The following is a 24,595-nucleotide window of genomic DNA, read 5'->3' on the forward strand; positions in this document are numbered from 1 at the left end:
AGTGGATCGAACGAAAGAGAAAGAAGTAGGGAGCCCTCGATTTTCGATAAAAAAACTGGCCGTCTACCTGTTTTTACTTATCGCGTCGCTTGCCTCACTATTTCCGTTTTACTATATGTTTGTTATGGCAACGCGGCTGAACCGTGAGATCAATCAAGTACCTCCACCTTTTACCCCAGGGCGAGACTTGGTGAACAATTTCCAAAAAGTACTTGACAACATCGACTTCTTTGGTGCAATGTGGAACTCCCTTGTCGTGTCTACATCGGTCACGATCGGAACGTTATTTCTTTGCTCACTCGCGGGCTATGCGTTTGCGAAGCTTGCGTTCAAAGGGAAAAATGTACTGTTCGTCTTTATTTTGATTACGATGATGGTCCCTCCTCAATTGGGGCTGATTCCTCAATATTACATTATTACGGAACTTGGCTGGCTGAACGATTATCGCGCCATCATTGTCCCTGGATTAATTAATGCATTCGGGATTTTTTGGATGAGGCAATATATTAAAGAAGGGGTGCCGACTGAATTAATAGAAGCGGCACGAATGGATGGGTGCTCAACCTTTAGAATTTATTGGAACATTGTCGTTCCCATGATTCTCCCTGCATTCGCTACGCTAGGAATCATCGTCTTTATGCAAGTATGGAACGATTTCCTCTGGCCGCTCGTCGTCCTGCGTGATCCTTCCATGCATACGTTGCAAGTGGCCTTACGATCGTTAAACGATGCAAGGCAAATGGATTATGGGATGATCATGTCAGGAACATTTTGGGCTACTGTCCCACTAATTATCGTCTTTCTCTTGTTCAATCGACTGTTTATCGACAGTCTGTCTGAAGGGGCAGTGAAAAGCTAAGTCTGAAAAAAAGAAAAGCGAGGGTTTACAATGATCAATCAAAAGATGGTTCAATTCGCCCATGCGGTTTATTTTTTCACCGTGTTAAATCTCCTCTGGTTGCTAGGTTCTTTGCTAGGTTTAGGGGTTTTCGGTGTCATGCCCGCAACGGTCGCCTTGTTTTCTGTCATTCGTGCAAAGTTGAGGGGAGATCAAGAACTTCAGCTCGTGCCTGCCTTTTTCGACGCTTACAAAACGGCGTTTGTTCGCTCGAATGTCCTCGGACTTTTCTTTGGATTAGGCTTTTATGTCCTTTATGTGAATGCAGCATTTGCGACTTATTTTTATGAGAAGGATGTTCAATTTTTTATTTACCTCGTCGTGTTTTTCTTTGCGGCTATTATGACTTTAGCCTTCATCAATTTATTTTCGATCATGGCTCATTTTGAGATGAAGACCATCCAATATGTGAAAGCAGCAATTGGTCTTGTGTTTATTCATCCACTAAAAACGGTGATGCAATTCATTTGGCTCGTCGCCTATGTTTTGCTTGCCATCTTTTTACCGAAAGTATTTCTTGTCGTAGGAGTGAGTGTGATTTCCTATGTGTGGATGAGTCAAAATCTCACGACATTTACAAAGAAATATGCTAGTTAAGGACAGTATATTGGTCGTGAGTGCCTTACTTTATGATTGACACATATAGAGACGTGAAATAGAATGGGTTCGAAAGGGTTTTCGCACAAAAGGAGATCAAACATGGCGACCATTTATGATATAGCAAAAAAGACCGGTTATTCCATCACGACTGTCTCAAAAGTGTTGAACAATTATACAGATGTTAGTGACAAAGCAAGAAAAAAAGTAATGGATGCGGTTACAGAAATGGGGTATTTTCCGAGCTCTAGCGCGCGCATGCTAACGACGAAAAAATCGTGGACGATCGGTGTCGTATTCGTAGAGAAGGCAGGAGTGGGGATGGAGCATCCTTTCTTTAGCTCGGTGATCGAAAATTTTAAGAAAAATGTCGAACGCTTCGGATATGATTTGTTATTTGCGTCCAATCAAATTGGTAATGAAGCGAAGACCTATTTAGAGCATTTCCGCTATCGCGGGGTGGACGGGATTGTTGTTGTTTGCTCTTTATTAAATGATCCTGAAGTCGAAAAACTGATGAAAGCAGACATTCCGTCCGTTGTCATTGACTTAGATAGTAAAGGCTCTAGTGCCGTTTATAGTGATAATGAGTATGGAAGCGAACTAGCAGTGGATTACTTGGTTAGCTTAGGCCATCGATCAATCGCTCACATCTCCGGTGATCAAGGGCTTTTCGTTGGCGTCCAACGGTTAAAAGGATTTAAAGATGCGATTCAAAAACTTAACCTCTCCATTTCTGATGAGTTTATTGTTGATGGTGGCTTTTTTACTTATGAAGGAGGACAGCGAGCGATGGAGGCCCTTCTTCGTAACCGTGTGCGACCAACCGCTGTTTACGCAGCAGGAGATTTAATGGCTTTAGGAGCGATTGACACGATCCGAAAGCACGGTCTTAGCGTCCCTGAAGATTTTTCTATTGTCGGTTTTGACGATATTCAGATGATCCGGTATACGGCTCCTGCTTTGACGACGATTCGTCAAAATACAGATCTGATCGGGAAAACGGCGGCAAATCTTTTGTTGGATCAAATTAATGAAAATGAAAAACAAAGCCTTTCTGTGAAAATTCCCGTCACCCTCATCGAGAGGGATTCATGTCGAAAGATTTAAGTAGCATACTATTGTTTTATGGAGTGAGCATCCACTAGGGTGGTCACTTTTCTTTTTTGCGCTGTAAGAACATACAGGCATGGAGCATGTAGCAAGCAGGAGTTTTTAACCATCCCCTTCTCTATGGAATTCGCCTTTTTTCATAGAGAAGGAACAAACATCTTTACGCTTGTCTCCCTCCAATCATAGATTGTTAAAACCACGGATGATAGGAGGAATTAAGATGTTTGGATATTCCATGGTACAGACTGTCCGCTCCAATGCTCATAAATTAGATAAACCGTTGAGAGAACAAATGCTGAGCATGTATAAACCATTTAAATGGACACCATGCTTCTTTCACAGCGTTTTTGAAAAAATGTTGCTGAAACGTAAAACCTATTCGGTGATTGTTGAATTGAATCAAGGGTGTTTTGATCAAGGCTCCATGACGGTGGAGCATGTGTTGAAAAAGCATCAAAAGTGTCAGCTTCGCCATTCATTCTCGAAAATCCGCTGTGTTAGCGCCAACGTCACGCCAGAGTCATTGCAAGAGATGCTCGTGTGCAAAGATATTCGAAAAATCTATTTAAATCGAGAGGTTCATGCACTGCTTGATACAGCAGTTGAATCTGCTCAAGCATTTGAAGTGATTCGCAACGGGGAAACGTTAACTGGAAAAGACGTGACGATTGCTGTCATCGATACAGGAATCTATCCCCATGAAGACTTAGAAGGTAGAATTAAAGCTTTTGTTGATTTTGTCAACCAACGGGAAGAGCCATACGATGACAATGGTCACGGAACTCATTGCGCTGGAGACGTAGCAGGTAACGGAGCAAGCTCTGATGGTCAGTATCGCGGCCCAGCCCCAGAAGCTAATGTCATTGGTGTAAAAGTTTTAAATAAGCAAGGAATGGGATCTCTTGAATCGATTATGCAAGGAGTGGAGTGGTGTATTCAATATAACGAAGAACACCCAGACGATCCGATTCATATCATCAGCATGTCTCTAGGTGGCAAGCTCTTCCGTACGAAAACGAGCAGGAAGATCCGATGGTTCGCATTGTGGAAGAGGCGTGGAACGCTGGGATTACTGTATGTGTCGCTGCTGGAAATAGCGGTCCAGATGCACAGACGATCGCCAGTCCTGGAGTGAGTGAAAAGGTGATCACAGTCGGTGCCCTTGATGACCGAGATACAACCGATCGAGAGGATGATGATGTTGCCCCATTTTCAAGTAGAGGCCCTACGATTTACGGTAAACCTAAGCCGGACATTCTCGCGCCAGGTGTGAACATCGTATCGCTTCGGTCACCAAATTCATTTTATGACAAAATTCAAAAAGGAAGTCGTGTCGGCTCCCACTATACGATGATGTCAGGTACATCGATGGCGACACCCGTTTGTGCAGGAGTTGTGGCACTTATGCTTCAACATGAGCCAAACTTAACACCTGATGAAGTGAAAACGAGGCTAATGGAAGGTACGGATCGTTGGGCGGATAGGGATCCAAACGTATACGGAGCAGGATATATTTCAGCAGAGGGTGCGATTCCGAACAGCGAAGAAGAATAGAGAGTAAAAAAGATCTTAAAAATGGCAAACATTCATCTAAAAATAAGCACCGATTATCCCTTCCAGATCGATTACAATATTTTTAAAAGTCAGCGATAGAACGGAAGGGGAAAATCGTGAAACATTCACTGTCGATCATTTTTATATTAATAGCCGCTATGATGTGGGGGACAACCGGTACGGCTCAAGTATTTGCTCCGGCTGAGGCCCATCCGATTATCATTGGAGCAAGTCGACTTGCTGTCGGGGGACTGGCGTTATTTATATTCGTGATGGCCCAGAGAAAATTCCAGCTTCGAGGATGGCCAGTCCTCCCTACTTTTATCGCAGCTCTTAGCATGGCTGCGTATCAGCCCTTTTTCTTTTCAGCCGTGTCGATCACCGGTGTTGCCGTTGGAACAGTGGTGGCAATTGGGAGCGCGCCGATCATTGCCGGGTTACTCGATTGGGTAATCCAGCGCAAACCTCCTGGTCCGACATGGGGAATCGCCACCATTTTAGCAATCGCCGGCTGTCTTCTATTGACACTGCCAGGCGAAGAGGTGACAGTCTCACCGGTAGGATTCTTACTAGCCATCGGGGCTGGATTGTCCTTTGCTGTTTATACGGCTGCAAGTAAGAAGCTTCTTCAACAGCAACCGTCTGAAGCGGTAGTCGCTGTTGTCTTTTCCTTAAGCGCACTCTTTTTAGTGCCACTCTTTTTTCTCTACGATTTATCTTGGCTCACAGAGTTTCGCGGAATTATCGTTGTGCTTCATCTCGGAATCGTCGCTACAGCGATCGCTTATTTACTCTTTACCCGCGGGTTGACAGGCGTTGCATCATCAACTGCCGTTACTCTCGCATTAGCAGAACCACTCACTGCAGCTTTACTTGGTGTATTTCTTGTCGGTGAAGCTTTATCCTTTATCGCGTGGGGAGGAGTATTACTGCTGTTACTCGGATTAGCTGTTTTAACCGGTTTTACTGGGGCTAAGACTCCTTCTACACGATTTTTGAGAAACAAGAAAGACAAAGTAAACGTTGAATGAAGAACAGAGTAAGAACATCAACGTTTGTGTCAAAAGCATTGTGTTGGCCTCAAATCCATTATGTTCTATAACCACAATGAAGGGTCCTTCACTGTGTTTTTTTACAGTTCGTGAATGCAATTAATCAAAATACTGAATGGGAATGTCGACAAAAAATATGAAAGCCCTTACAAAGAAAAAAAGGAATTGATCACCGGCTGTCGTATTTGTCAATAGCCGCAAGATCTAACGCGATTTTCTGTCATTTATTTTTTGGAAGGGGCTGACGAATATGATGAACTCACCACTTTTACTCTCTCATTTTATTGAACGAGCAGAACGTTATTTTCCTACAAAACAAGTCATTAGCCGAACGCTTAACGGAAAAAAGAGCTTAACGTATCAGCAAATTGGGGAACGAACGAGAAGATTGGCATCGGCTCTGGCCCAATTTGGCATTAAGAAAGGAGATCGAATAGGGACCTTTGCATGGAACACACATCGACATTTGGAGGCGTATTTCGCCATACCAGGGATTGGCGCCGTGCTCCATACGATTAATTTACGTCTCTCTCAAGATCATATTGCCTATGTGATCAACCATGCCGAAGACCGGGTGCTTTTCGTCGATGCAGATGTTTGGCCGCTCATTGCCCAGCTCCGTGATCAACTCTCGTCAGTTGAAGCGTTTGTTTTGATGTCTGATGGTGAGCTTCCGGAAGTCGATTGGCCGAATGTTTTCTCGTATGAAGAGTTCATCGCGAAAGGGGACCCTTCCTTCGAGTTTGTTCAGTCGATCGATGAGACATCTCCGGCAGGAATTTGCTACACCTCAGCTACAACTGGAAAACCAAAAGGGGTTGTTTACAGCCATCGGGGAATTTATTTGCACAGCATGGCATTAGGACTTGCTGATACCGCAGGATTGTCAGAAAAAGACGTGCTCATGCCAGTCGTCCCTATGTTCCATGTAAATGCGTGGGGTCTCCCTTTTGCTGCGACTTGGTTTGGCACAACACAGGTGATGCCAGGCCCTCAGTTTACGCCACAAGTGCTGGCAGAGCTAATCGATGAAGAAAAGGTAACACTTGCGGCAGGAGTGCCAACGATTTGGTTAGGTCTCCTGAGAGAGCTAGAGACGGGAGTTTATCAAACAGAGCATCTCCGTGCCATCTTATGCGGAGGGTCTGCCGCACCAGCAGCCATGATTCAAACCTTTGAGCAAAAGTACAACGTTCCATTTCTTCATGCTTATGGAATGACAGAAACCAGTCCTCTTGTGACAGTTTCGATGGTAAAAAGCTATCAAGCTGATTTGAATGAAGAGGAAACGTTAGAATTACGGGCAAAGCAAGGGTTAGTTGTCCCAGGATTGGAGGTGAAGGTCGTTGGGCCTAATGGGGAGGTTAAACCTGATGGGGCGGAAATGGGCGAGCTTCTCATCCGTGGACCTTGGATTGCCGACCACTATTATAAGGCAGAGGAGGCATCAGATGCTTTTGCCGATGGATGGCTCCATACAGGGGATGTGGCGACGATTGATGAAGAAGGATTCATTAAGCTTGTGGATCGAACGAAGGATTTAATTAAGAGTGGGGGCGAATGGATTTCTTCTGTTGATTTAGAAAATGCGATCATGGCCCATAAGGATGTTTTTGAAGCAGCAGTCGTTAGCGTCCCTGATCCGAAATGGCAAGAACGCCCAGTTGCATGTGTCGTGCTAAAAGATCCAAATAAAGGGTCGGTAGCTGAAGCAGATATTCGTCGCTTTCTAGAAGGGAAGTTTCCATCTTGGTGGCTTCCAGACCGGGTGATCTTTATGGATGAGCTACCAAAAACATCGGTCGGGAAATTTTTGAAACGGGCTCTCCGTGAGCAAGTAAAAGAACAAATGGAAGCCAATAGGTAACAATGCGTCCTAATGGGTCTATTTTCCTAAAAAGACAACAATGTCTTTCCCTTTTCGCTCAGTTTCTTTATAATGAAACTCGAACTTAATAGAAATAACTAGGGGAGTCCAATGAGCTGGGCTGAGAAAAAAACGCGATGAAGTTTTTAAACCCTCGGGACCTGATCTGGATCATACCAGCGTGGGGAAGTTATCATGTTATACCACACGAATGTATTTTATGCCAGGGTCCGTCTGAATGACGAAAACCCTGGCTTATTTTATTAAAAAAATACACTCCTATTCCCACCTTTTATGGATTCAGAATCTTGTCCTGACGACTACACACGCGAAGGAGAGATTCCATGTCCAAATCAACGATCGACCTCAAGCAATTATCGATTCAATCCTCATTTCCAAACAGCCAAAAACGGTACGTGACAGGTTCTAGGTCTGACATCCGTGTCCCATTTCGCGAAATTTCCCAGCATCCGACCGTGACAGATAGCGGCGAAGCGGAAAATGAACCGATCCTCGTCTACGATTCCAGCGGCCCCTATACCGATGAATCCTATGAAGTGAATATCGAAAAAGGGTTGCCTGCGATTCGTAAGTCATGGATTTTAGAGCGGGGTGACTGTGAAAAATATGAAGGACGGGATGTGCGTCCAGAAGACAATGGCTTTACGAAGGACGATGATCCACGCGCGGCGCGAGAAGTGTTTCCGCGCACCAGCTCGCACAAACCGTTAAGAGCAAAAAAAGGTGCTAATGTGACACAAATGCATTACGCCAAAAAAGGAACTGTCACACCGGAAATGGAGTTTGTCGCAATCCGTGAAAATGTTTCCCCAGAGTTTGTTCGTGATGAAATTGCACGTGGGCGAGCGATTATGCCGTCCAATATCAACCATCCAGAAAGCGAACCGATGATCATCGGGCGGAATTTCCACGTTAAGATTAATGCGAATATTGGCAATTCGGCTGTTTCATCGTCGATTGCTGAAGAAGTGGAAAAAATGACGTGGGCTACGCGCTGGGGAGCCGATACGATTATGGACCTTTCGACAGGGAAAAACATTCATACGACGCGGGAATGGATCATTCGCAATTCTCCTGTGCCGGTCGGTACCGTACCGATCTACCAAGCGTTAGAAAAAGTAAACGGAGTAGCAGAAGACTTAACGTGGGAAGTGTATCGCGATACGTTAATTGAGCAAGCAGAGCAAGGGGTCGATTATTTTACGATCCATGCCGGTGTTTTACTTCGCTACATTCCGTTAACAGCAAAGCGCGTGACAGGCATTGTCTCCCGCGGTGGTTCGATCATGGCGCAGTGGTGTTTGTACCATCATAAAGAAAACTTTTTATACACCCATTTCGAAGAGATTTGCGAGATTATGAAAACATATGATATCGCCTTCTCCCTAGGGGATGGACTGAGACCAGGTTCGATCGCTGATGCCAATGATGAAGCGCAGTTTGCCGAGCTTGAAACGCTAGGAGAGTTAACGAAAATCGCCTGGGAGCATGACGTACAAGTGATGGTTGAAGGTCCAGGACATGTTCCGATGCATCAAATTAAAGAAAATATGGATAAACAGTTAGACATTTGTCAGGAAGCCCCTTTTTATACGTTAGGACCGCTCACGACCGACATCGCGCCGGGGTATGACCACATTACATCAGCGATTGGAGCAGCGATGATCGGCTGGTACGGAACAGCCATGCTTTGTTACGTGACACCGAAGGAGCATTTGGGCTTACCGAATAAAGATGATGTAAGGGAAGGTGTCATCACGTATAAAATCGCAGCCCATGCAGCAGATCTGGCGAAAGGACACCCAGGGGCACAAAAACGGGATGACGCTTTATCGAAAGCGCGTTTTGAGTTCAGATGGCGTGACCAGTTTAATTTATCTCTTGACCCAGAACGGGCAATGGAATTCCATGACGAAACATTACCGGCTGAGGGAGCAAAAACCGCTCATTTCTGTTCCATGTGTGGTCCAAAATTTTGTAGCATGAGAATCTCTCAAGACATTCGCACCTATGCGAAAGAACAGGGTCTTGATACGGAGGAAGCGATTGAAAAAGGGTTAGAAGAGAAAGCCGATGAATTTAAACAAGCGGGAGGTAACCTATACCGATAAGGAGGGATCATCCTGGTTATTCAAGAGCTACGAAAAAAGCTGGAGCAATTAAAAGACGAAACAACTCGGATCGAAAAGGAGATCAAGCAGCATGAAATGAGCTGTGAGCACCATTTTCAAAAAGGCCCTACCTATCAAACGTGCGAAAAGTGTGGAAAAATAGAGCCCCTCTACTATTAAAGTGGAAGGGGCTGTCCCAAAAGCACCTTAAAACATAAAATCGGGAGAACCGTTTGATGCGGTTCTCCCGATTTTTGTGTTGATTTGTGTTCTTTGGTTCCTTCGAGCGACGATCCACCGTCGCTCGTTTCCTTAGGTTGTGGGCAAGAGCCGCAAGCTCGAACTCGATGTGCACGCTTTCCTTACCACGAAGATGTAGCCTTCGGAAGCCGAGGTTTTGTTTAACATGACCAAATACGCTCTCCACATCCGTTTTTCTTTTTTGGTAGAGCGTTCGGCCTTTTTCGCTTTTCAGTTTTTGATGTTGCTTCGCTTTCAGTTCCTCATACACCGGGTTGTAGTGTACCTGTCGATTTCCCCGGGCCTTCGTACACTCCGGCTTAAACGGACATCCTTCACATGATTCAGACTCATAGACTTTAAAATCCCGTGCATACCCATACGGATCGGTCCGCTTGGTGTATCGTTTAAAAGAGACTTTCCGCTGATTGGGCACCAGTACACATCGTCCGTCTCATCATACCTCCAGTTGTAGGGATGAAAGCGTTTCTTCTCAAAGGAACGTTTCTGTTCTTGGCGGAATGTATGGGAGGGAATGAGCGTCTCAAACGGTTCGTCTGCCATCGCCACGTCATTAGATTCACTCCCATAGCCCGCATCGGCAATCAATGTCTTCGGAAGAGGAAGTCCAAGCACAAGTTGATTCATGGTATACGGCTGATAAGTAGCCGTTTGGTTACGCAAAAAAATCGCCTTCTTTCGTTTGAATTTTGGTAGTGGTACCTTCATTTTAAACGATGGGGCGATTTTTTTGTATGTTCTTTCGCGCGTTAGATAAGGGGAGTCGAACGAGCGACAGGCGGCGACTCCTGCGGGAAAAGCAACAGCGGAAGATCGCCGAGAGTGGGGTTCTCGAGGAAGCTGGAGCGTTGCCCGCGGAAAGCGTCCGCCAAGTCGCGATTTAGAACAAATCAGAAAAGCTGCCTCAAAAGATAGACTTTTGAGACAGCTCCTTTTTAACTAGTAGTGAAAAGGCTTTAATGATAGGACTTCGCTTCAATTTATAGATATAACGGATTTTTATGAAGAGAACGGACATTCATTACTCGGTTTGTGTTTCGGTTGCTTTTTTAACATAGAGAGGCCTATTCATCATGCATATTTTTCCCTAGATGGCAAAGGTTAAGTTTATAAAGATGACTTAGATTGCTTCAATGATACTTTAAATGGGGAGAGAGATCGCGATGAGACGGACGAAGGGATTATCATCCATTGTAAAACGGAAGCGGCCCATTGATCAGGTTCATGAAGTGAACCATATTAGGGAAAATGAGATGCTATCTGAAAGTCTCGAGGAAAATAAAAAAAAATCAAAGAGCTGCTCGGAAATAGTAGCGATTTAGTTATTCGTGAGTTAATGATCATCCATGAACCAGAAATTAGTGGAGTTGCAGTGTTCATCAATGGTCTGGCTGATGAGCAACTGGTCAGCGAATGTATCGTCAGTGCGACTCTCCACCCTTCAAAGGAAGCTCACTACTTTAAGGAAGATACGAAGGATAAACGTCTTTCGATAATCGAAAAACAAATTTTATCGGTCGCGAGAGTACAGGCGTATGACTTGTGGAGTCCGATCATCCACTCGCTATTATCAGGCAATTCGATCGTACTAATCGATGGATTTGATAAAGCCTTAAGTTGCAGCACCCCTGGAAGCAAATGGCGCTCGATTGAGGAGCCTTCCACGGAAACGACGGTTCGCGGCCCGAAAGATGCATTCAATGAATCGCTGCAAACGAATCTTTCTCTCATTCGCAGAAGAGTAAAATCAAACCGTCTACGTGTGGAAAATACGGAGCTTGGCGAGACAACACATACCGATGTGGCCCTTGTTTATGTGGACGATTTAGTTGACAAAAAACTCTTGCAAGAAATCAAACAACGTCTCAACCGTGTCATCACCCACAAAGTGATTAGCGAGGCTAATATTGAGGAAGCGATGCAGGACGAGATGCTAACACCATTTCCAACGATTTATAATACGGAGCGACCTGATATGGTGGCATATGCACTTGTGGAAGAGAAAGTCGCTTTAATTATTGATGGAACGCCGTTTGCTTTAATTTTACCAACTGATTTCGCCCAGTTTTTTAAAGCGGCAGAAGACTATTACCAGCGGTATGATTTGTCGACGTTTATTCGTTTATTGCGTTACTTTGCTTTTACTGTTTCATTACTCGGTCCTTCTTTGTATGTAGCCTTGATTACATTTCATCAAGATTTAATCCCAACAACGCTGCTAATCCGATTGGCATCACAACGAGAGGGGATCCCCTTTCCTGCCTTGGTTGAAGCGCTTATTATGGAATTTACCTTTGAATTACTTCGTGAAGCAGGATTGCGAATGCCTCGGGCAATTGGTCAGGCAGTATCGATTGTCGGAGCTCTTGTCATTGGTCAAGCAGCGGTGCAAGCGGGAATTGTATCGGCCTCGATGGTCATCGTCGTGGCAGCGACCGGGATCGCAAGCTTTACAACACCGGCATATAACTTAGCCGTTGCCGCTCGTTTATTGCGTTTTTTTATGATGCTACTCGCTGCTACTTTCGGCTTATATGGGATTATTTTAGGGCTTATTATGCTTGTTGCTCATTTATCGAGTTTGCGTTCCGTTGGAATGCCTTACTTTGCACCATTTGCTCCGTTCAGTATGAAAGCACAAAAAGACGGACTGTTTCGCCTACCGTTAAAATGGCTTGATAAGAGACATGTAGAAGACAAAAACAGTTAAGTTTTTAGCTAGATTAGAAAGGGACGAACGCTTATGAGATGGCGCAAAACTCAGCTACTGGTTCTTTTCTTCGCGACTCTACTGATGTCAAGCTGCTGGGATGCTAGTGAGTTGTCGGATTTGTCGATTATTTCTGGTGTCGGAATCGATAAAGGGGAAAACGGAACGTACAAAGTGTCATTCCAAATTATCAATCCTTCAGAAGTATCAGCCGATGAAGATGGGGTTCAGCAAGGATCAACGTCAACGGTCGTCATTTCCAGTGTCGGAAACTCTATTTTCGAAGCAGTTCGAAAAGCATCGGAGCAGTTGTCTCGTCGTATTTATTCTCCCCATACGAATTTGGTCGTTATCGGAGAGGACTTTGCAAGAGAGGAAGGTTTAAATAAAGCCCTCGATTGGTTCGAGCGCGATCACGCCTTTCGAACGAACATCCCGATGGTCATTGCGAGAGGAAGTACAGCGGAAGAAGTCCTTCTCGTCCAGTCTCCTTTTGAGCGGATTCCTGCAAAAAAAATTGATGAAGCGATTAAAACCTCAGGAGCCGTATGGGGAGAGACGAAAGAAGTGGAAATCCAAGATGTGATTATTAATCAGCTAAGAATGGGCCGGGAAAATACGATCAGCGGAATCAAAATTGTTGGAGACTTATCTGAAGCAGTGGAAGGGGAGGGGCTAGGTAAATCAAAGCCACCTGTCATTTTGCAAGCTGCCGGAATGGCCATGTTCAGAGATGGTCATTTACACTCGTGGTTAGATCACAAAGCTGCGAGGGGGACCAATTGGATTGACAATGCGATTGAAAGTACTGTGGTTACGTTGCCATGCCATAACGATGAAAAAATAGCGATTGAAATTATCCAGTCTAATGCACAAATGGAAGCTAAGATGACGGATCAAGAAACGTTGGAAATAAACCTAACCATTTTTGCAGAAGGAAACATCGGGGAAGTTAATTGCCGTGTTGATCTGACTGTCATTGAAAACATCCATAAGGTGGAAAAACAACTAGAGGACGAAATTCGCAGCGAGGCACTAGAAGCGATTCAAATTAGTCAAGAGGAGCAAATCGATATTTTCGGGTTTGGGGAAGAGGTGCATCGTAAGTATCCTGATCAATGGAAGATGCTTAAAGATCAGTGGAATGAGCATTTTGCCGAGCTTCAAGTTAATGTCCAAGTAAATACGTTTATTCGCCGAACAGGATTCCGAAACAATCCGTTCATCGAATAAATTGAATCGAGGAGATATCCGATGAAGAATGGAACGACGATTAGCACATATCAATTTTTTTCCATGATTGTATTGTTTGAATTAGGGAGCGCCATTGTCGTCGGAGTGGGGCTAGACGCAGGACAAGATGCATGGATTACGGTTCTAACAGCAATGCTAGCAGGGTTAGTGCTTTATTGTGTTTTGTATTACTTGCATAGCCACTTTCCAAGCGATACTTGGATCGCCTATTTGCAAAAAGTTCTTACGGTCCCGATCGGTTGGTTCATCGGTTTTCTCTATTGTCTTTATTTCATTTACATTGCTACGAGGGTTTTACGTGATTTTGGCGACTTGTTAACCACGTCCATGCTAACAGACACCCCGCTCATGGTGATTAATTTAATGATGGTTTTGGTCATTGTCTACGTTTTGTTTCATGGCATAAATGTACTTGCGAGAACGGGAGAGTTTTTTCTCATCATTTTATTTTTCATCGGCTTTTTTTCCGTCACGCTTATATTTAGTACAGACCTTTACAACATAAAAAATCTGCTGCCCATTTTAGAAAATGGCTGGATACCTGTCCTGAGACAAGCGTTCCCTGTTACGTTTACGTTTCCGTTCGGAGAAATTATTGTTTTTACAATGCTTTTTCATTTTTTAAACAAAAAAGAGATGGGATTTCGGTTTGGTCTTCTGGCGATCAGCGTGAGCGGACTACTGCTTGCACTAACGACGATTTTATACATTATTGTATTAGGGGTAGATATTACGAATCGGGCCACGTTTCCACTGTTAACGATGGTAGGGAAAATCCAAGCGGCCGACTTTATCGAGCGGCTCGATGCTTTAGCGGTAACCGTGCTAGTCGTTGCCATGTTCTTTAAAGTAGCCATCTTTTTTTATGCCGGAGTCGCTGGAATTAGTGAGTTGTTTAAAGTGGACAAGTTCCAAAAAATCTTACCTCTTTTCGGTGCGATCCTTGTATTTAATTCTATACAAATTGCGGCCAATTTTAGTGAACATTTAAAAGAAGGGTTGGAGGTTGTTCCATATTATCTCCATTTACCGTTCCAAGTAGGGATTCCTTTGATTGTGTTAGGAATTCTACTCATTCAGAAAAAGATGGGGAAAGTGAAAAACTCAAGCTCACTTTCATGAGGAACGTTTACCGTAAAAGCTGGAAGCCATATAAGTCGTTCCAATCAGTGCGAAGAAGATCATCGACCAAAAAATAAGTCTCTCTGACTGAGCCATCACTTGAAACGGGTGTAAAAAATAGGTTATTGAGCGATTGAATGATACCCCTGTCAACAAATTCATAATTAAGTTATTAACCATGAGGATCGCGAAAACAAAGAGTGAAATCATGATAATTTTAATCATAGTACACCTCTAAAAGACCGTCTTTAGATTAGTGTAGGCCAGTTGAAAGGGATCATGTAAGGATAAAAAAGGAACCTTTCCATTGACAGTTGCATCATCTCGGTTGGTATACTTAAGGGGTGTGATAGATCGTATTTGCGGAGAAGGGGAGCTTCATTGTGCGGATTAAGTTTGTAACGGCTGTGTTTCTAGGAGCTTGCTCATACGGGGTTTTGTCCACTCTTGTAAAGCTTGCATACGAAAATGGAGTTCCTACAGCGGTGGTGACCTCGAGTCAATTTCTGATCGGATGGTTTTTGTTAGCAGCATTGTTAGCCTTTACGCAAAAGAAGCAAAGGCTAACAATGAAAGAAAAAATCCAATTGATGTTAGCTGGCATTCCTACAGGCCTTGTGGGGATTTTTTACTACTTATCCCTTGTCACAATTGAGGCATCAGTAGCCATCATCCTTTTATTTCAATTCGTATGGATAGGGGTTGTCCTTGAAAGTTTAATCAATCGCCAGTTTCCAACGAAAAAAACGGTCGGTTCCCTTATCATTTTGTTAATTGGCACCGTGTTAGCTAGCGGTAACTCGTGGTTTAATCAAGGGACGGTTCATTGGCTCGGTGTTTTGTTCGGTTTACTGGCGGCTGTTTCGTTTGCCCTGTTCATCCTAGCAAACGCAAAAGTATTGCCCCAACTACCCACCGTTCAACGGAGTTATTACATGGTGTCAGGCAGCTTAATGGCCGTTTTATTCATTTTTGGACCACAGCTTATCCATCAGCCCTTTGCAACGTACGGACAACTTGGTTGGTATGGAGTGTTGCTCGGACTTTTTGGCGTTTGTATTCCGCCATTGTTGTTTGCCTATGGGATGCCGCAAATCGGTTCAGGCTTAGGCAGTATTCTTAGTTCGATCGAGTTACCTGTCGCTGTTCTCCTGTCAGTGATCGTTTTAAAAGAAACTGTAATATTGTCCCAATGGCTCGGTGTTTTCTTTATTTTTCTTGCCATCATCCTCCCGAATATAGAATGGAAAAAAGAACAGCTGGCCAAAAACCCTCTTTAATGAACCGAAGAGGGTTCCTTAATCTGGAATTGGATTATGAGGGATGAATCATTTTTTCAAGATAAGCGCGAATCGCCATGACATTGTCAGAGATCGCCCGTTCTCTAGCTTCATCGTCTGCTTGCTTTTTCTTCGCTTTTTGTAAAACGTTCTTTTCTTGTCCTTTCGGTATCACTGTAACGCCATCAGCGTCGCCTACAATGAGATCATCTGGCCGAATCGGTACGCCACCGCAAGAAATGGGCACGTTGATATTCCCAATACCTGTTTTCTGGCTAGCAGCAATCGTCGTCCCTCGGCAAAAAATCGGGAAATTTAGCCCTTTACTCGCTCGTATGTCACGGATTGCTCCATCAACCACAAATCCTGCGATTCCAAGAGTCTTCGCCATTCCTAATACAAAATCACCAGCAATCGCTCGGGTACAGTCTCCTTTAGCATCAATGACAATCACATCCCCTGGCGATGCTTCATACATGGCTTTGAGCACAGCAAGGTTATCACCAGTAGCTACTTGGACCGTTCGAGCTGGTCCAACCACTTGATCGTTTTCGTTTAACGGCTTTATGCTGGAGGTTAGATTGGTGAGACCGTCTAAGGCATCTGATATACATGTCGTCGGAATTGTGCGGAACTGCGTAATGAAATCAATCTCTGCTTGTGACATTAAAATCGCTCCTTCCAGTGTAATGGTTCTGTCTTCCATTTTGTATATCTTTACTATAGCAAATAGTGCTATTGATCACGTATGAAAGCTCAATATTTCGTTATTTAAAAATCTTTAGTATTTTGATAACAAAAACTTATCAGACGTGTAAAGAGAAGAGGAAGCACAGCTGGGAGAAGCTAAAGGAAAAGAAAGCTCGCTAGTTGGAAGAGGGGAGAAAGTGTTTATTATGTGGAGACTATAGAGCTATGCTACTAAAAAGATACGGTTATTATGAATTTATACTAACTGAAATCGAAACGCGAGGAGAGTTACAGAATTTAAAGTAAAAAGAACCGATGATGGGCAGTTAATTAAGTTGATCGAGCACAATTGAAGTTGCCCCTTTTGATTTTGCCACCAGAGTTTATTGATCGAGGGCGTAAAGAAAAGTGGTTTTTAGATCTGCACACACCATCACTAAACCAACTTGTCCTTGCACGTTTTATTCAAGAAGGTCATTTAGAGCGACATTTAATGAAAATGCGAAAATCTTATAAGAAAAAAAGAGATCGCCTGATCGATTGTTTACATGACGCATTTACTGGAGAAATGAAAGTACTTGGTGCATCCACCGGCCTGCATCTTATCGTTGAGTTCAGAGGCCGAACATTCACAGAACGAACGATGGAGCGGATGCGTACTTGTGGTGTTTTCGTTGACTCTGTCGAAAGTCATGCGATTAAAAAAGGAAGTCAACTTGAACGAATCATTTTAGGCTATGGTCACTTGTCAATGGAACAAATCGAAGAGGGAGTGAGAAGACTTCAACAAGCCTTGACATTTGATTAAAATGAGCAAAGTAAAGGGGATTTTATTCCTCGCTTCAGGATGTGACATTCTTAATCTTGTTATCTTAAGCCCTGAAGTAGAAGACTTAGCGCAAGTGAAATAGGTTAAAAAATCGTTCTAAGTTGTCATTTCAAACAAATTCCATTAAAGTATAAGTACGTCTTCTCGATTCATCGATTCGCTATAAATCAGCTGAGCGTTAGATCGCTAGTGACAAATGTTTTAAAGGTACAAAAAATTCACGAAATCTCCCTTTCTATTTTCCTTTGTTTTATGATACGTTCAGTTTTGGAATGTTGCATTTAATTCGAAATGAAAGGGAACAAGGAAGGGGTGTTATATGAGCAAAAAGGTTGAAAACCTCATGCTTGGCTCTTGGCTTACGGCATTAACGGCGATGCTTGGCTCGCTTTATTTTTCTGAAATTAGGATGTACGAGCCTTGTACCCTGTGTTGGTACCAGCGCATCATCATGTATCCGCTCGTACTCATTCTTTTTATTGGCTATCTTAAACGGGATGTCAACGTGGCGTTGTACTCCCTCTGGTTTTCGCTCATCGGGATGTTCACGTCGCTCTATCATTATTCAATACAAAAGCTCCCATTTTTAACGGATGCCGCTCCCGCTTGTGGTCGGGTTCCGTGTACAGGTCAGTATATCAATTGGTTCGGCTTTGTGACGATTCCATTTTTAGCTTTTACAGCATTTGTCATTATTTTCATTTGCAGTTTACTCATTATTCGTGAGAAGTAGGAGGATGACCATTGAAAAAGTTAGCCATTTTTGGAAGCATTATTGTGTTATTATTTGTAGCGATTGCGGTTGTTACCAACTTATCGCAAAAGCAACAAATTGAAGGGAATCCGTTTGGTAAGGAGACATTGGATCCGACTACAATTGAGCTGTTAGACGATCCAAATTATCAAAATGTGATTTTACCAGATGAATTGGAAGACATTTTAGCAGGAGAAGGGGAAGCAACGGTTTATTTCTACGCCTCTGATTGCCCTTATTGTAAAGAAGCAACACCGCGCCTCGTTCCGATTGCTGAAGATTTAGGAATTGACCTTGTCCAGTATAATGTGAAGGAATTTCAACAGGGATGGAATGACTACAACATCGAGTCTACACCAACGATCATTCATTTTGAAAATGGTGAAGAAGTGGCTCGGCTTGTAGGTAGTCACTCTGACGAAGGATTCACGTTATTCTTAGAAGAAAACGTACTCGATTAACGATGTGGAAAAAGGGCTGGGACAGAACACAGTGAATAAGAGTGGCACTTTCACCGCCGGTGAGTGCCACTCTTATTTTTCTGGTGTTTTGTAGTTTGAAGAAACCATTCAAAGGAAGGAGAAGGGTCATGCTCCTTGAGACACCTGAGCTTCGCCTACGCAAAACAACAACGGAGGACCTAGCGTTTGTTTTAAAGTTAGAAGCGATCGAGGAAAATAAACGATATATTATTCCGTGGGATGAAAGAAAGCATCAACAGACCTTGGAAGATCGAGATTGTCTACACCTTATGATTGAAAGTAAAAAAGCAGGAAAAACGGTCGGCTACGTCATTCTCCACGGTGTACACAATGAAAATGATAGCATTGAGCTTGTTAGACTTACGATCCATGACAAGGAAAAAGGGTTTGGACAACAGGTGCTTAGTCTAATGAAACAATGGGTTTTTACAGAGGCAAAGGCCAACCGATTATGGCTTGATGTGAAGACAAACAATGCTCGTGCAATGCACGTATATGAAAAGCAAGGATTTGTCCTAGAAGGGACACTTCGAGAATGTTTAAAAAGTAAATATGGTTTCGAATCCTTGAATGTGATGAGCGTATTAAAGAGTGAATACGAGGAAGAACAGAAGAAAAAAGAACTACTATGAAAAAAATAATCTTAAATTGTTACCTGCTAGGAATGATAAACTTCACTTGCGCTTTTGGTATTGTTTAAATTTATTGTAAAAAGAACGCATGAAGTGTTTAAGTCAAAGCAGCAGTCAAGTATTCATTTCAATGGTGCAAAACGTAAAGCTCGTTCCAAGCTGGACGATTGTTTCGACCTAACGAAAAAAGACAGTATACTGTTGAGACCGTTGTTTTAACAGGTCATAGGAAGAAAGCAAGGTTTTCTAAAAGACTTCAAATTTTTTTCACAATCTAGTGGTAGAATAACAAACAGAGTGAGTTTATGACGAAGGAGAAACATGAATGAACCAGAGCCGATTGATTTGTTTCGTTGCACTGCTGTTTATGTTGAGTGGGTGCCAAGGAAAACATGTGACGATTCCAGAAGAAGATGGTCCTATGGTCGTCGTCTCCCATATAAAAGAATCGACCTTTTCCTTTATTAGCAAAAACAAGATGGAGTTGCTAGAAACCGAGGAAAGTCCCTATCCATTGACCGCGATGGTGGACATCGAGGGTGGACATATTGTGGTTACAAGTCAAACGGAAGACACGCTTTTTTTATTTGATACGGTTCAAGGGAAGATCCTGCCGTTTATAACGCTAAATAAAGGCTTAACCGTGATGGAATTTGATCGAGCCAAACGGATGCTATTTGTCGCTGATACGTTAAATGATGAAATCATCCAAATTGATGTGGACAAACGAGAGGTACAGACGCGGATCGCAATCGATTGTTCACCAACGGATCTGCAAGTAATCGATGATCTGTTATTTATTTTGAGCAGTGAGACAAGTACGGTCTTTATCTACGATATGCGATCGGAAACGATGATCCAATCATTTTCGGTTACCGAACGACCAGCAGGGATGTTTTATGATGGATCTCATCTATGGATCGGTGGACATGGGCCTTACGGGGATTTAAACAAACGAATCTTCGCGTATAACATAAAAACAGGTGTAATTGATCAGGAAGTTGAAGTGGGCCTAATGCCAATTACGATTTATCAAGACCAGCACGACACCTATGTATACGTTCTCTGCCATGGAGATGATGCTTTGTACAAAGTAGATCTAGACGCAAAGCGTGTCGAGGCATCCCTCTCAGTTGGTCATAATCCTTATTATCTAAAAGGGGACGGCGATCATTTGTACGTGAGCAATTTGGACGATGATACTTTTTCCATCATTGAACGAACAACATTTCAGGTAGTAAATGAGATTAATGTGCCAGCAGGGCCTTACGCCATTGTTTTGGAGGAAGAAGAATGAACAAGCGGCATAACATTTTGATTGTAGATGATGAACTAGATCTACGCGAACTCGTAACGTCCTATTTACGAAAAGAAGGGTTTGCTGTTTATACAGCAGAGACGGGAGATGAAGCAATCAAACGGCTTGAACAGGAGCCAATGGATCTTGTCGTCCTTGATGTCATGATGGATGAAATGGACGGCTTTACTGCTTGTAAAGAAATCCGTGCGTTTTCGCAAATACCGATTATTATGTTGACAGCAAGAGGTGGAGAAGACGACAAAGTCATGGGCTTACAAATCGGAGCCGATGATTACATTGTCAAACCGTTTAGTCCCCGTGAGCTCGTCGCCCGAATCGAAGTTGCCTTGCGAAGAACGCAAGGAATCCAGCAAGTGGATGATACCGGATATCGCTTCAACGAGCTTCGCATCCAGCCTAGCGGTCGCAAGGTGTTTGTGAATGGTCAAGAGATCTCACTAACAAAAAAAGAGTACGATTTGCTAGTTTTTCTATTGGAACATCGTGGACGTGTGTTTACACGAGAGCATCTCCATGACCGCTTGTGGGGAATGGATACCCAGCAAGGGACGCTTCGGACAGTTGATACTCACATCAAAACGTTACGCTTAAAACTAAAGCCAGCTGATCGATTCATCAAAACCGTTTGGGGTGTTGGGTATAAGTTCGAGGTAGACTCATGAAAAATTGGTCGATCAAAGCAAAAGTATGGAGCGCTATTTTCGCAATCATCGTCGCCGTTAGTGTTGGCGCCCTTGCGATGACATTTTTCCTTTATGAACGACTTTATATCGACAAGCAGATCGATCGTTTATTCATGGAAGGGCAAGAGCTTCGCACTGTATATGCGGAGCATGGAGCGAATGACTATTTTTTCGAACGGATTCAATGGGCAAACGACAGCAAAGAGCTCACGCTAACTTATACAGAGGATCCGATGCAGCTTGGGAGTGGCTCACCATTTGAACCTTTTGCAAATGAACATTTGATCACGTTTGACGAAAGACAGCAGCTGCTAGAAGGGGAAACGGTCGTCATGATACGGGAGAATGCGTACTTTGAGCAAAAAATTCTCGGGGTAGCGCTCCCTTTATTTGACAATGAACAACTCGCTGGAGCGTTATTTTTTTCGTTGCCGCTATCCGATGTGTATGAGCCGTTTTTAAACGTAGGAAAAATACTATTGCTTTCTTTAAGCGTCATCATCTTGCTGATTATCCTAATCGGTAAAAAGGTTGTGAACCATGTGGTTACCCCACTGACCGACATGAAAGAAGCAGCGATTCAGATGGCGAAGGGGGATTTTTCGTTACGTATTTCTTCAACAAGAAGTCGAAAGGACGAGATAGGTCAACTGGCTGAATCCTTTAATACGTTATCGTCATCCCTCGAACGAGTGGAAGAAAAGCGGCGGGAGTTTCTTGCTGATGTGTCTCATGAGCTGCGTACGCCGCTTAGTTATATGAAAGGTTACGCAGAGGGTGTAGAGGAAGGAGTGATTGATCCGAGCAAAGGGCTTTCCATCATTCAAAAGGAAGCAAACCGATTGGAGCGACTCGTTAATGACTTATTGGATTTGGCTCAACTAGAAGGGGAGTCCTATGTGATGAAGGATGAACCGATTGCATTCGCCCAGCTAGTCTATGAGGTAGTGGAGCAATTTCGCTATCTCGCAGCGCAAAAAAGGCTTCAGGTCCACTTAGATCTAGATGAGGATGTCATTATTTCAGGAGATCCTGATCGGATCGAGCAAGTCATTCGCAATCTGTTAGATAATGCGATCAAATACGCACATGAAGAGACAACAATCTCACTTACGATAGGGCGTGAAGGAAGCAGGGCCCAATTTATTCTTTCGGATCAAGGGATCGGCATTCCCGAGGACAAGCTCGCTCTTGTGTTCGAACGTTTTTATCGTGTAAATAAATCTCGGTCTCGGAAAAAGGGCGGGACGGGATTAGGCTTGGCGATCGCCTCACAAATTATTAAAAAGCATGGGGGCACCATAGACATCACTTCACAGGAACTAAAAGGGACGACCGTAACGATTACATTGAAAACGTTATAAAGGCCTTGCACGATTTACAAGAGAAAACATACGATAAAGCAGTGAAAAAAATTAACTTTTTTATGATGAAGCTTGCCTATAGTTTAAAAAATATTGTTGACAGGTAAAAAATAAACGTGTTACATTCAAACATGTGAATTGAATCATCCTCGTTAGGTGAGGCTCCTGTGCTGGAGATACGCTGCTGCCCAAAAACGTCCAAAGACGCCAATGGGTCAACAGAAACCATCGACATAAGGTGGTTTTTAACGTAGCTGGCTTCGTCCTATGCCGCACAGTGCTAAAGCTCTACGAATGGAGGGGTTTGGTGATCATTAGTCATGCTTTTTTTGTGCTGCTCATGTTGACACCTTCCATTCGTGGAGGGTGTTTTTTGTTTAAAATAGAGTCTCGGAATAAATAACAATTTTCCGGGTGAAATGAACCAAAATTACTGGAAATTGGATTGGAATGGCCTGCACACTCATTATTTTCATTGTATTTTCAAAAATGTGCATGACAAAGAAACCTATTGCCATTATTTTTTTAAAAATTGACTAGGCGGCTTTAGGAAAGATGATTTCTTCAATATTTAACTGCTCTTTCTGACTGCTGTACCAAGCATCGATGTGCTGACACATCATTATGGCGTATAGGCGAATGTACCACATTTTTGTTGACCGGTGGCGTCCAGATTCCAAGTGATAATCTATTTTTTCTCTTTTATTAGAACGTTCAACAGAGGTTCTTCGTTTGTATATAAGTTTCCACTTTTCAGAGGACCTTGGTGTTTTGGTAAATAATCGTAGATTATCCTCTCTGAATGTATGGAATGTCCGACCATATTTTGCTTTTGAACACGGTGATGAGCATGTATTTTTGGTACCGCAAGCAAGTGGACAACGCCATTTTTGCCGATTTTGAGATTTGTCAAACCCGTTGGGCTTCATCTCCTTCCCAATCGGACAGATTGGAACACCTGTTGGAGATATTTGAATATCACTTTCTGTACTAAAGTTCTTCTTTGTTCGAACATTTAAATCGATGAAGGGTTCCACATTTTGATGTTCAAGTAGCTCATAAATGGCCTCAGCATCGTGCGCTGCATCAAGAAGAATTTTATCAATCGTGCCCAAGGTGTACCGTTGCGAAAATTCAATTGAACTAACCACTAGGCTGACTGAATCATGCCGGGAAGCAGGATGCAGCCGTGGATATAGCGGTAAGTCGTATTGGCTATCGCTAGTGGATATCATGTAGAGATGATATCCGTTGAAGTACTTTTCCTTAGAACTATCCCAGCCTGAGTCGATGTCGGGTTGTGAATACTGGCGTGGGTGAGTACAGTTCGTTAGTCCTTGGGCACTACAATTACAGGTTGATTTACTTCTCGGGTACCTAGCTGTTTCAATTGGTGTCCCATCTCCAACTACACCTAGAGCTTCGGGATCCCCAAGAAGACCAAGTTTCGTAGAAACCGCTAAAAATTGGGATTGAAAAAACTCAAATAATCGGTCTCCTGGCAGTTGTTTTTGTTTGGAACCATAACGCATTGCCCGATCAACGAGTTTACGAACAATTCCGGGATTCTTAGGTTCAGCTTTTTCACCCTTTTTAGGCTTCTTTTTCTTTTTTGACTTTTTCTTTTTAGGTTTGACCTTCGGCATAACATTCGGGCTTTCGAAGGCCCATAAACGTTTGAAAAAGTCTTCAAATGTTCCAACACCTGGTGTGTCACCGGGTTCAAAACCGCTAAGAATTGCATACAACGGAACGCGACGAAGTTGATCAACCCAATGAGTAATACCTTTTGTAGGTTGAACAAATAATGAAAGCAGATAAGAACGCATCATAGAAGCAGGGTCACGAGGCTTTGGTCCCTTTTTGGAATAGGAATCACCAAGCCATGTAGTTACCGAAGAGAGATCAGTTATCCAAAGCTTTTTAATTACTGGCCAATCCTTATTAACAAGGGTAAGAATGCCGCCAGAATAATGGGCATTTAACTGATTTAGAACGAA

The 24,595-nt window shown here is 43.2% G+C and carries 22 protein-coding genes, 2 pseudogenes and 2 riboswitches; of the genes and pseudogenes, 20 read left to right on the forward strand and 4 right to left on the reverse strand.

Features of this window, described 5'->3' with window-relative positions:
• Nucleotide 1: 1 nt before the first annotated feature.
• The 7 genes and pseudogenes from E2L07_RS12620 to thiC all read left to right on the forward strand — a co-directional run bounded on the left by E2L07_RS12620 (nt 2) and on the right by thiC (nt 9,213).
• Complete coding sequence (locus tag E2L07_RS12620) at nt 2–859, forward strand: carbohydrate ABC transporter permease (protein ID WP_010898086.1); 858 nt, start codon at nt 2–4, stop codon at nt 857–859.
• Nucleotides 860–889: 30 nt separating this feature from the next.
• Nucleotides 890–1,495: a YesL family protein gene (locus E2L07_RS12625; protein WP_134229734.1), complete on the forward strand. Its 606-nt coding sequence runs from the start codon at nt 890–892 to the stop codon at nt 1,493–1,495.
• A 102-nt stretch (nt 1,496–1,597) separates the two neighbouring features.
• Entirely contained in the window at nt 1,598–2,605 is a 1,008-nt protein-coding gene (locus E2L07_RS12630) for a LacI family DNA-binding transcriptional regulator (RefSeq protein WP_053431201.1), read from the forward strand.
• A gap of 223 nt (nt 2,606–2,828) precedes the next feature.
• Nucleotides 2,829–4,162 (forward strand): annotated as a pseudogene (locus E2L07_RS12635) (S8 family peptidase).
• A 116-nt stretch (nt 4,163–4,278) separates the two neighbouring features.
• Entirely contained in the window at nt 4,279–5,193 is a 915-nt protein-coding gene (locus E2L07_RS12640) for an EamA family transporter (RefSeq protein WP_134229735.1), read from the forward strand.
• 271 nt (nt 5,194–5,464) lie between these two features.
• Nucleotides 5,465–7,081, forward strand: coding sequence for a long-chain fatty acid--CoA ligase (locus E2L07_RS12645; RefSeq protein ID WP_134229736.1), 1,617 nt, complete (start codon nt 5,465–5,467; stop codon nt 7,079–7,081).
• Nucleotides 7,082–7,171: 90 nt separating this feature from the next.
• Nucleotides 7,172–7,286: riboswitch (TPP riboswitch) on the forward strand.
• Nucleotides 7,287–7,425: 139 nt separating this feature from the next.
• Entirely contained in the window at nt 7,426–9,213 is a 1,788-nt protein-coding gene (gene thiC / locus E2L07_RS12650) for a phosphomethylpyrimidine synthase ThiC (protein ID WP_134229737.1), read from the forward strand.
• Between the two features lie 127 nt (nt 9,214–9,340).
• Here the strand turns inward: thiC and E2L07_RS12655 are convergent.
• Nucleotides 9,341–10,083 (reverse strand): annotated as a pseudogene (locus E2L07_RS12655) (transposase); the annotation flags it as partial.
• A gap of 125 nt (nt 10,084–10,208) precedes the next feature.
• On the opposite strand from E2L07_RS12655, the gene E2L07_RS20845 reads away from it, so the two are divergent.
• The 5 genes from E2L07_RS20845 to E2L07_RS12670 all read left to right on the forward strand — a co-directional run bounded on the left by E2L07_RS20845 (nt 10,209) and on the right by E2L07_RS12670 (nt 14,560).
• On the forward strand, nt 10,209–10,358 hold the full coding sequence (locus E2L07_RS20845) for a hypothetical protein (protein ID WP_166740074.1): 150 nt from the start codon (nt 10,209–10,211) through the stop codon (nt 10,356–10,358).
• Nucleotides 10,359–10,637: 279 nt separating this feature from the next.
• On the forward strand, nt 10,638–10,796 hold the full coding sequence (locus E2L07_RS20850) for a hypothetical protein (protein WP_166740075.1): 159 nt from the start codon (nt 10,638–10,640) through the stop codon (nt 10,794–10,796).
• Nucleotides 10,797–10,810: 14 nt separating this feature from the next.
• Entirely contained in the window at nt 10,811–12,184 is a 1,374-nt protein-coding gene (locus E2L07_RS12660; RefSeq protein ID WP_243854954.1) for a spore germination protein, read from the forward strand.
• A gap of 33 nt (nt 12,185–12,217) precedes the next feature.
• Complete coding sequence (locus E2L07_RS12665; RefSeq protein ID WP_083445531.1) at nt 12,218–13,417, forward strand: Ger(x)C family spore germination protein; 1,200 nt, start codon at nt 12,218–12,220, stop codon at nt 13,415–13,417.
• A gap of 21 nt (nt 13,418–13,438) precedes the next feature.
• A complete protein-coding gene (locus tag E2L07_RS12670; protein WP_134229739.1) occupies nt 13,439–14,560 on the forward strand; it encodes a spore germination protein in 1,122 nt (373 codons plus the stop codon).
• On the opposite strand, the gene E2L07_RS12675 is transcribed toward E2L07_RS12670, so the two are convergent.
• Nucleotides 14,555–14,785 (reverse strand): YczF family membrane protein, encoded by a 231-nt coding sequence (locus E2L07_RS12675; RefSeq protein ID WP_053431195.1) that lies wholly within the window; start codon nt 14,783–14,785, stop codon nt 14,555–14,557. The two genes, E2L07_RS12670 and E2L07_RS12675, sit on opposite strands and share 6 nt — an antisense overlap.
• A 158-nt stretch (nt 14,786–14,943) precedes the next feature.
• Here E2L07_RS12675 and E2L07_RS12680 point away from each other — a divergent pair, with 158 nt between their 5' ends.
• Entirely contained in the window at nt 14,944–15,840 is an 897-nt protein-coding gene (locus E2L07_RS12680) for an EamA family transporter (protein ID WP_134229740.1), read from the forward strand.
• A 34-nt stretch (nt 15,841–15,874) separates the two neighbouring features.
• Here the strand turns inward: E2L07_RS12680 and E2L07_RS12685 are convergent, their stop codons facing one another.
• Nucleotides 15,875–16,507, reverse strand: a complete 633-nt coding sequence (locus E2L07_RS12685; protein WP_134229741.1) for an RraA family protein — start codon at nt 16,505–16,507, stop codon at nt 15,875–15,877.
• 387 nt (nt 16,508–16,894) lie between these two features.
• On the opposite strand from E2L07_RS12685, the gene E2L07_RS12690 reads away from it, so the two are divergent.
• The 7 genes from E2L07_RS12690 (at nt 16,895) to E2L07_RS12720 (ending at nt 22,595) form a co-directional block, all read left to right on the forward strand.
• Nucleotides 16,895–17,338, forward strand: a complete 444-nt coding sequence (locus tag E2L07_RS12690) for an aminotransferase-like domain-containing protein (protein WP_053431193.1) — start codon at nt 16,895–16,897, stop codon at nt 17,336–17,338.
• Nucleotides 17,339–17,678: 340 nt separating this feature from the next.
• Nucleotides 17,679–18,092: a disulfide formation protein C gene (locus E2L07_RS12695; RefSeq protein ID WP_010898100.1), complete on the forward strand. Its 414-nt coding sequence runs from the start codon at nt 17,679–17,681 to the stop codon at nt 18,090–18,092.
• An 11-nt stretch (nt 18,093–18,103) separates the two neighbouring features.
• Nucleotides 18,104–18,574, forward strand: coding sequence for a thioredoxin family protein (locus E2L07_RS12700; protein WP_053431192.1), 471 nt, complete (start codon nt 18,104–18,106; stop codon nt 18,572–18,574).
• Between the two features lie 128 nt (nt 18,575–18,702).
• Nucleotides 18,703–19,227, forward strand: a complete 525-nt coding sequence (locus E2L07_RS12705) for a GNAT family N-acetyltransferase (protein WP_053431191.1) — start codon at nt 18,703–18,705, stop codon at nt 19,225–19,227.
• A 325-nt stretch (nt 19,228–19,552) separates the two neighbouring features.
• Nucleotides 19,553–20,524, forward strand: coding sequence for a YncE family protein (locus tag E2L07_RS12710; RefSeq protein ID WP_053431190.1), 972 nt, complete (start codon nt 19,553–19,555; stop codon nt 20,522–20,524).
• Nucleotides 20,521–21,210 carry a response regulator transcription factor gene (locus tag E2L07_RS12715; protein ID WP_010898103.1) on the forward strand — a complete coding sequence of 230 codons (690 nt, stop codon included), beginning with the start codon at nt 20,521–20,523 and terminating at the stop codon, nt 21,208–21,210. Before E2L07_RS12710 ends, E2L07_RS12715 begins: the two co-directional genes overlap by 4 nt.
• Nucleotides 21,207–22,595, forward strand: a complete 1,389-nt coding sequence (locus E2L07_RS12720; RefSeq protein WP_134229742.1) for a sensor histidine kinase — start codon at nt 21,207–21,209, stop codon at nt 22,593–22,595. The genes E2L07_RS12715 and E2L07_RS12720 overlap by 4 nt, the downstream gene beginning before the upstream one ends.
• A gap of 141 nt (nt 22,596–22,736) precedes the next feature.
• Nucleotides 22,737–22,901, forward strand: a riboswitch (M-box (ykoK) riboswitch).
• 230 nt (nt 22,902–23,131) lie between these two features.
• Here E2L07_RS12720 and E2L07_RS12725 read toward each other — a convergent pair.
• Nucleotides 23,132–24,595 (reverse strand): transposase (locus tag E2L07_RS12725; protein WP_134228578.1); only part of this gene is annotated, 1,464 nt, incomplete at its 5' end.

Origin of the sequence: Halalkalibacterium halodurans (assembly GCF_004376175.1) — a bacterium.
GTDB lineage: Bacteria > Bacillota > Bacilli > Bacillales > Bacillaceae_D > Halalkalibacterium > Halalkalibacterium halodurans.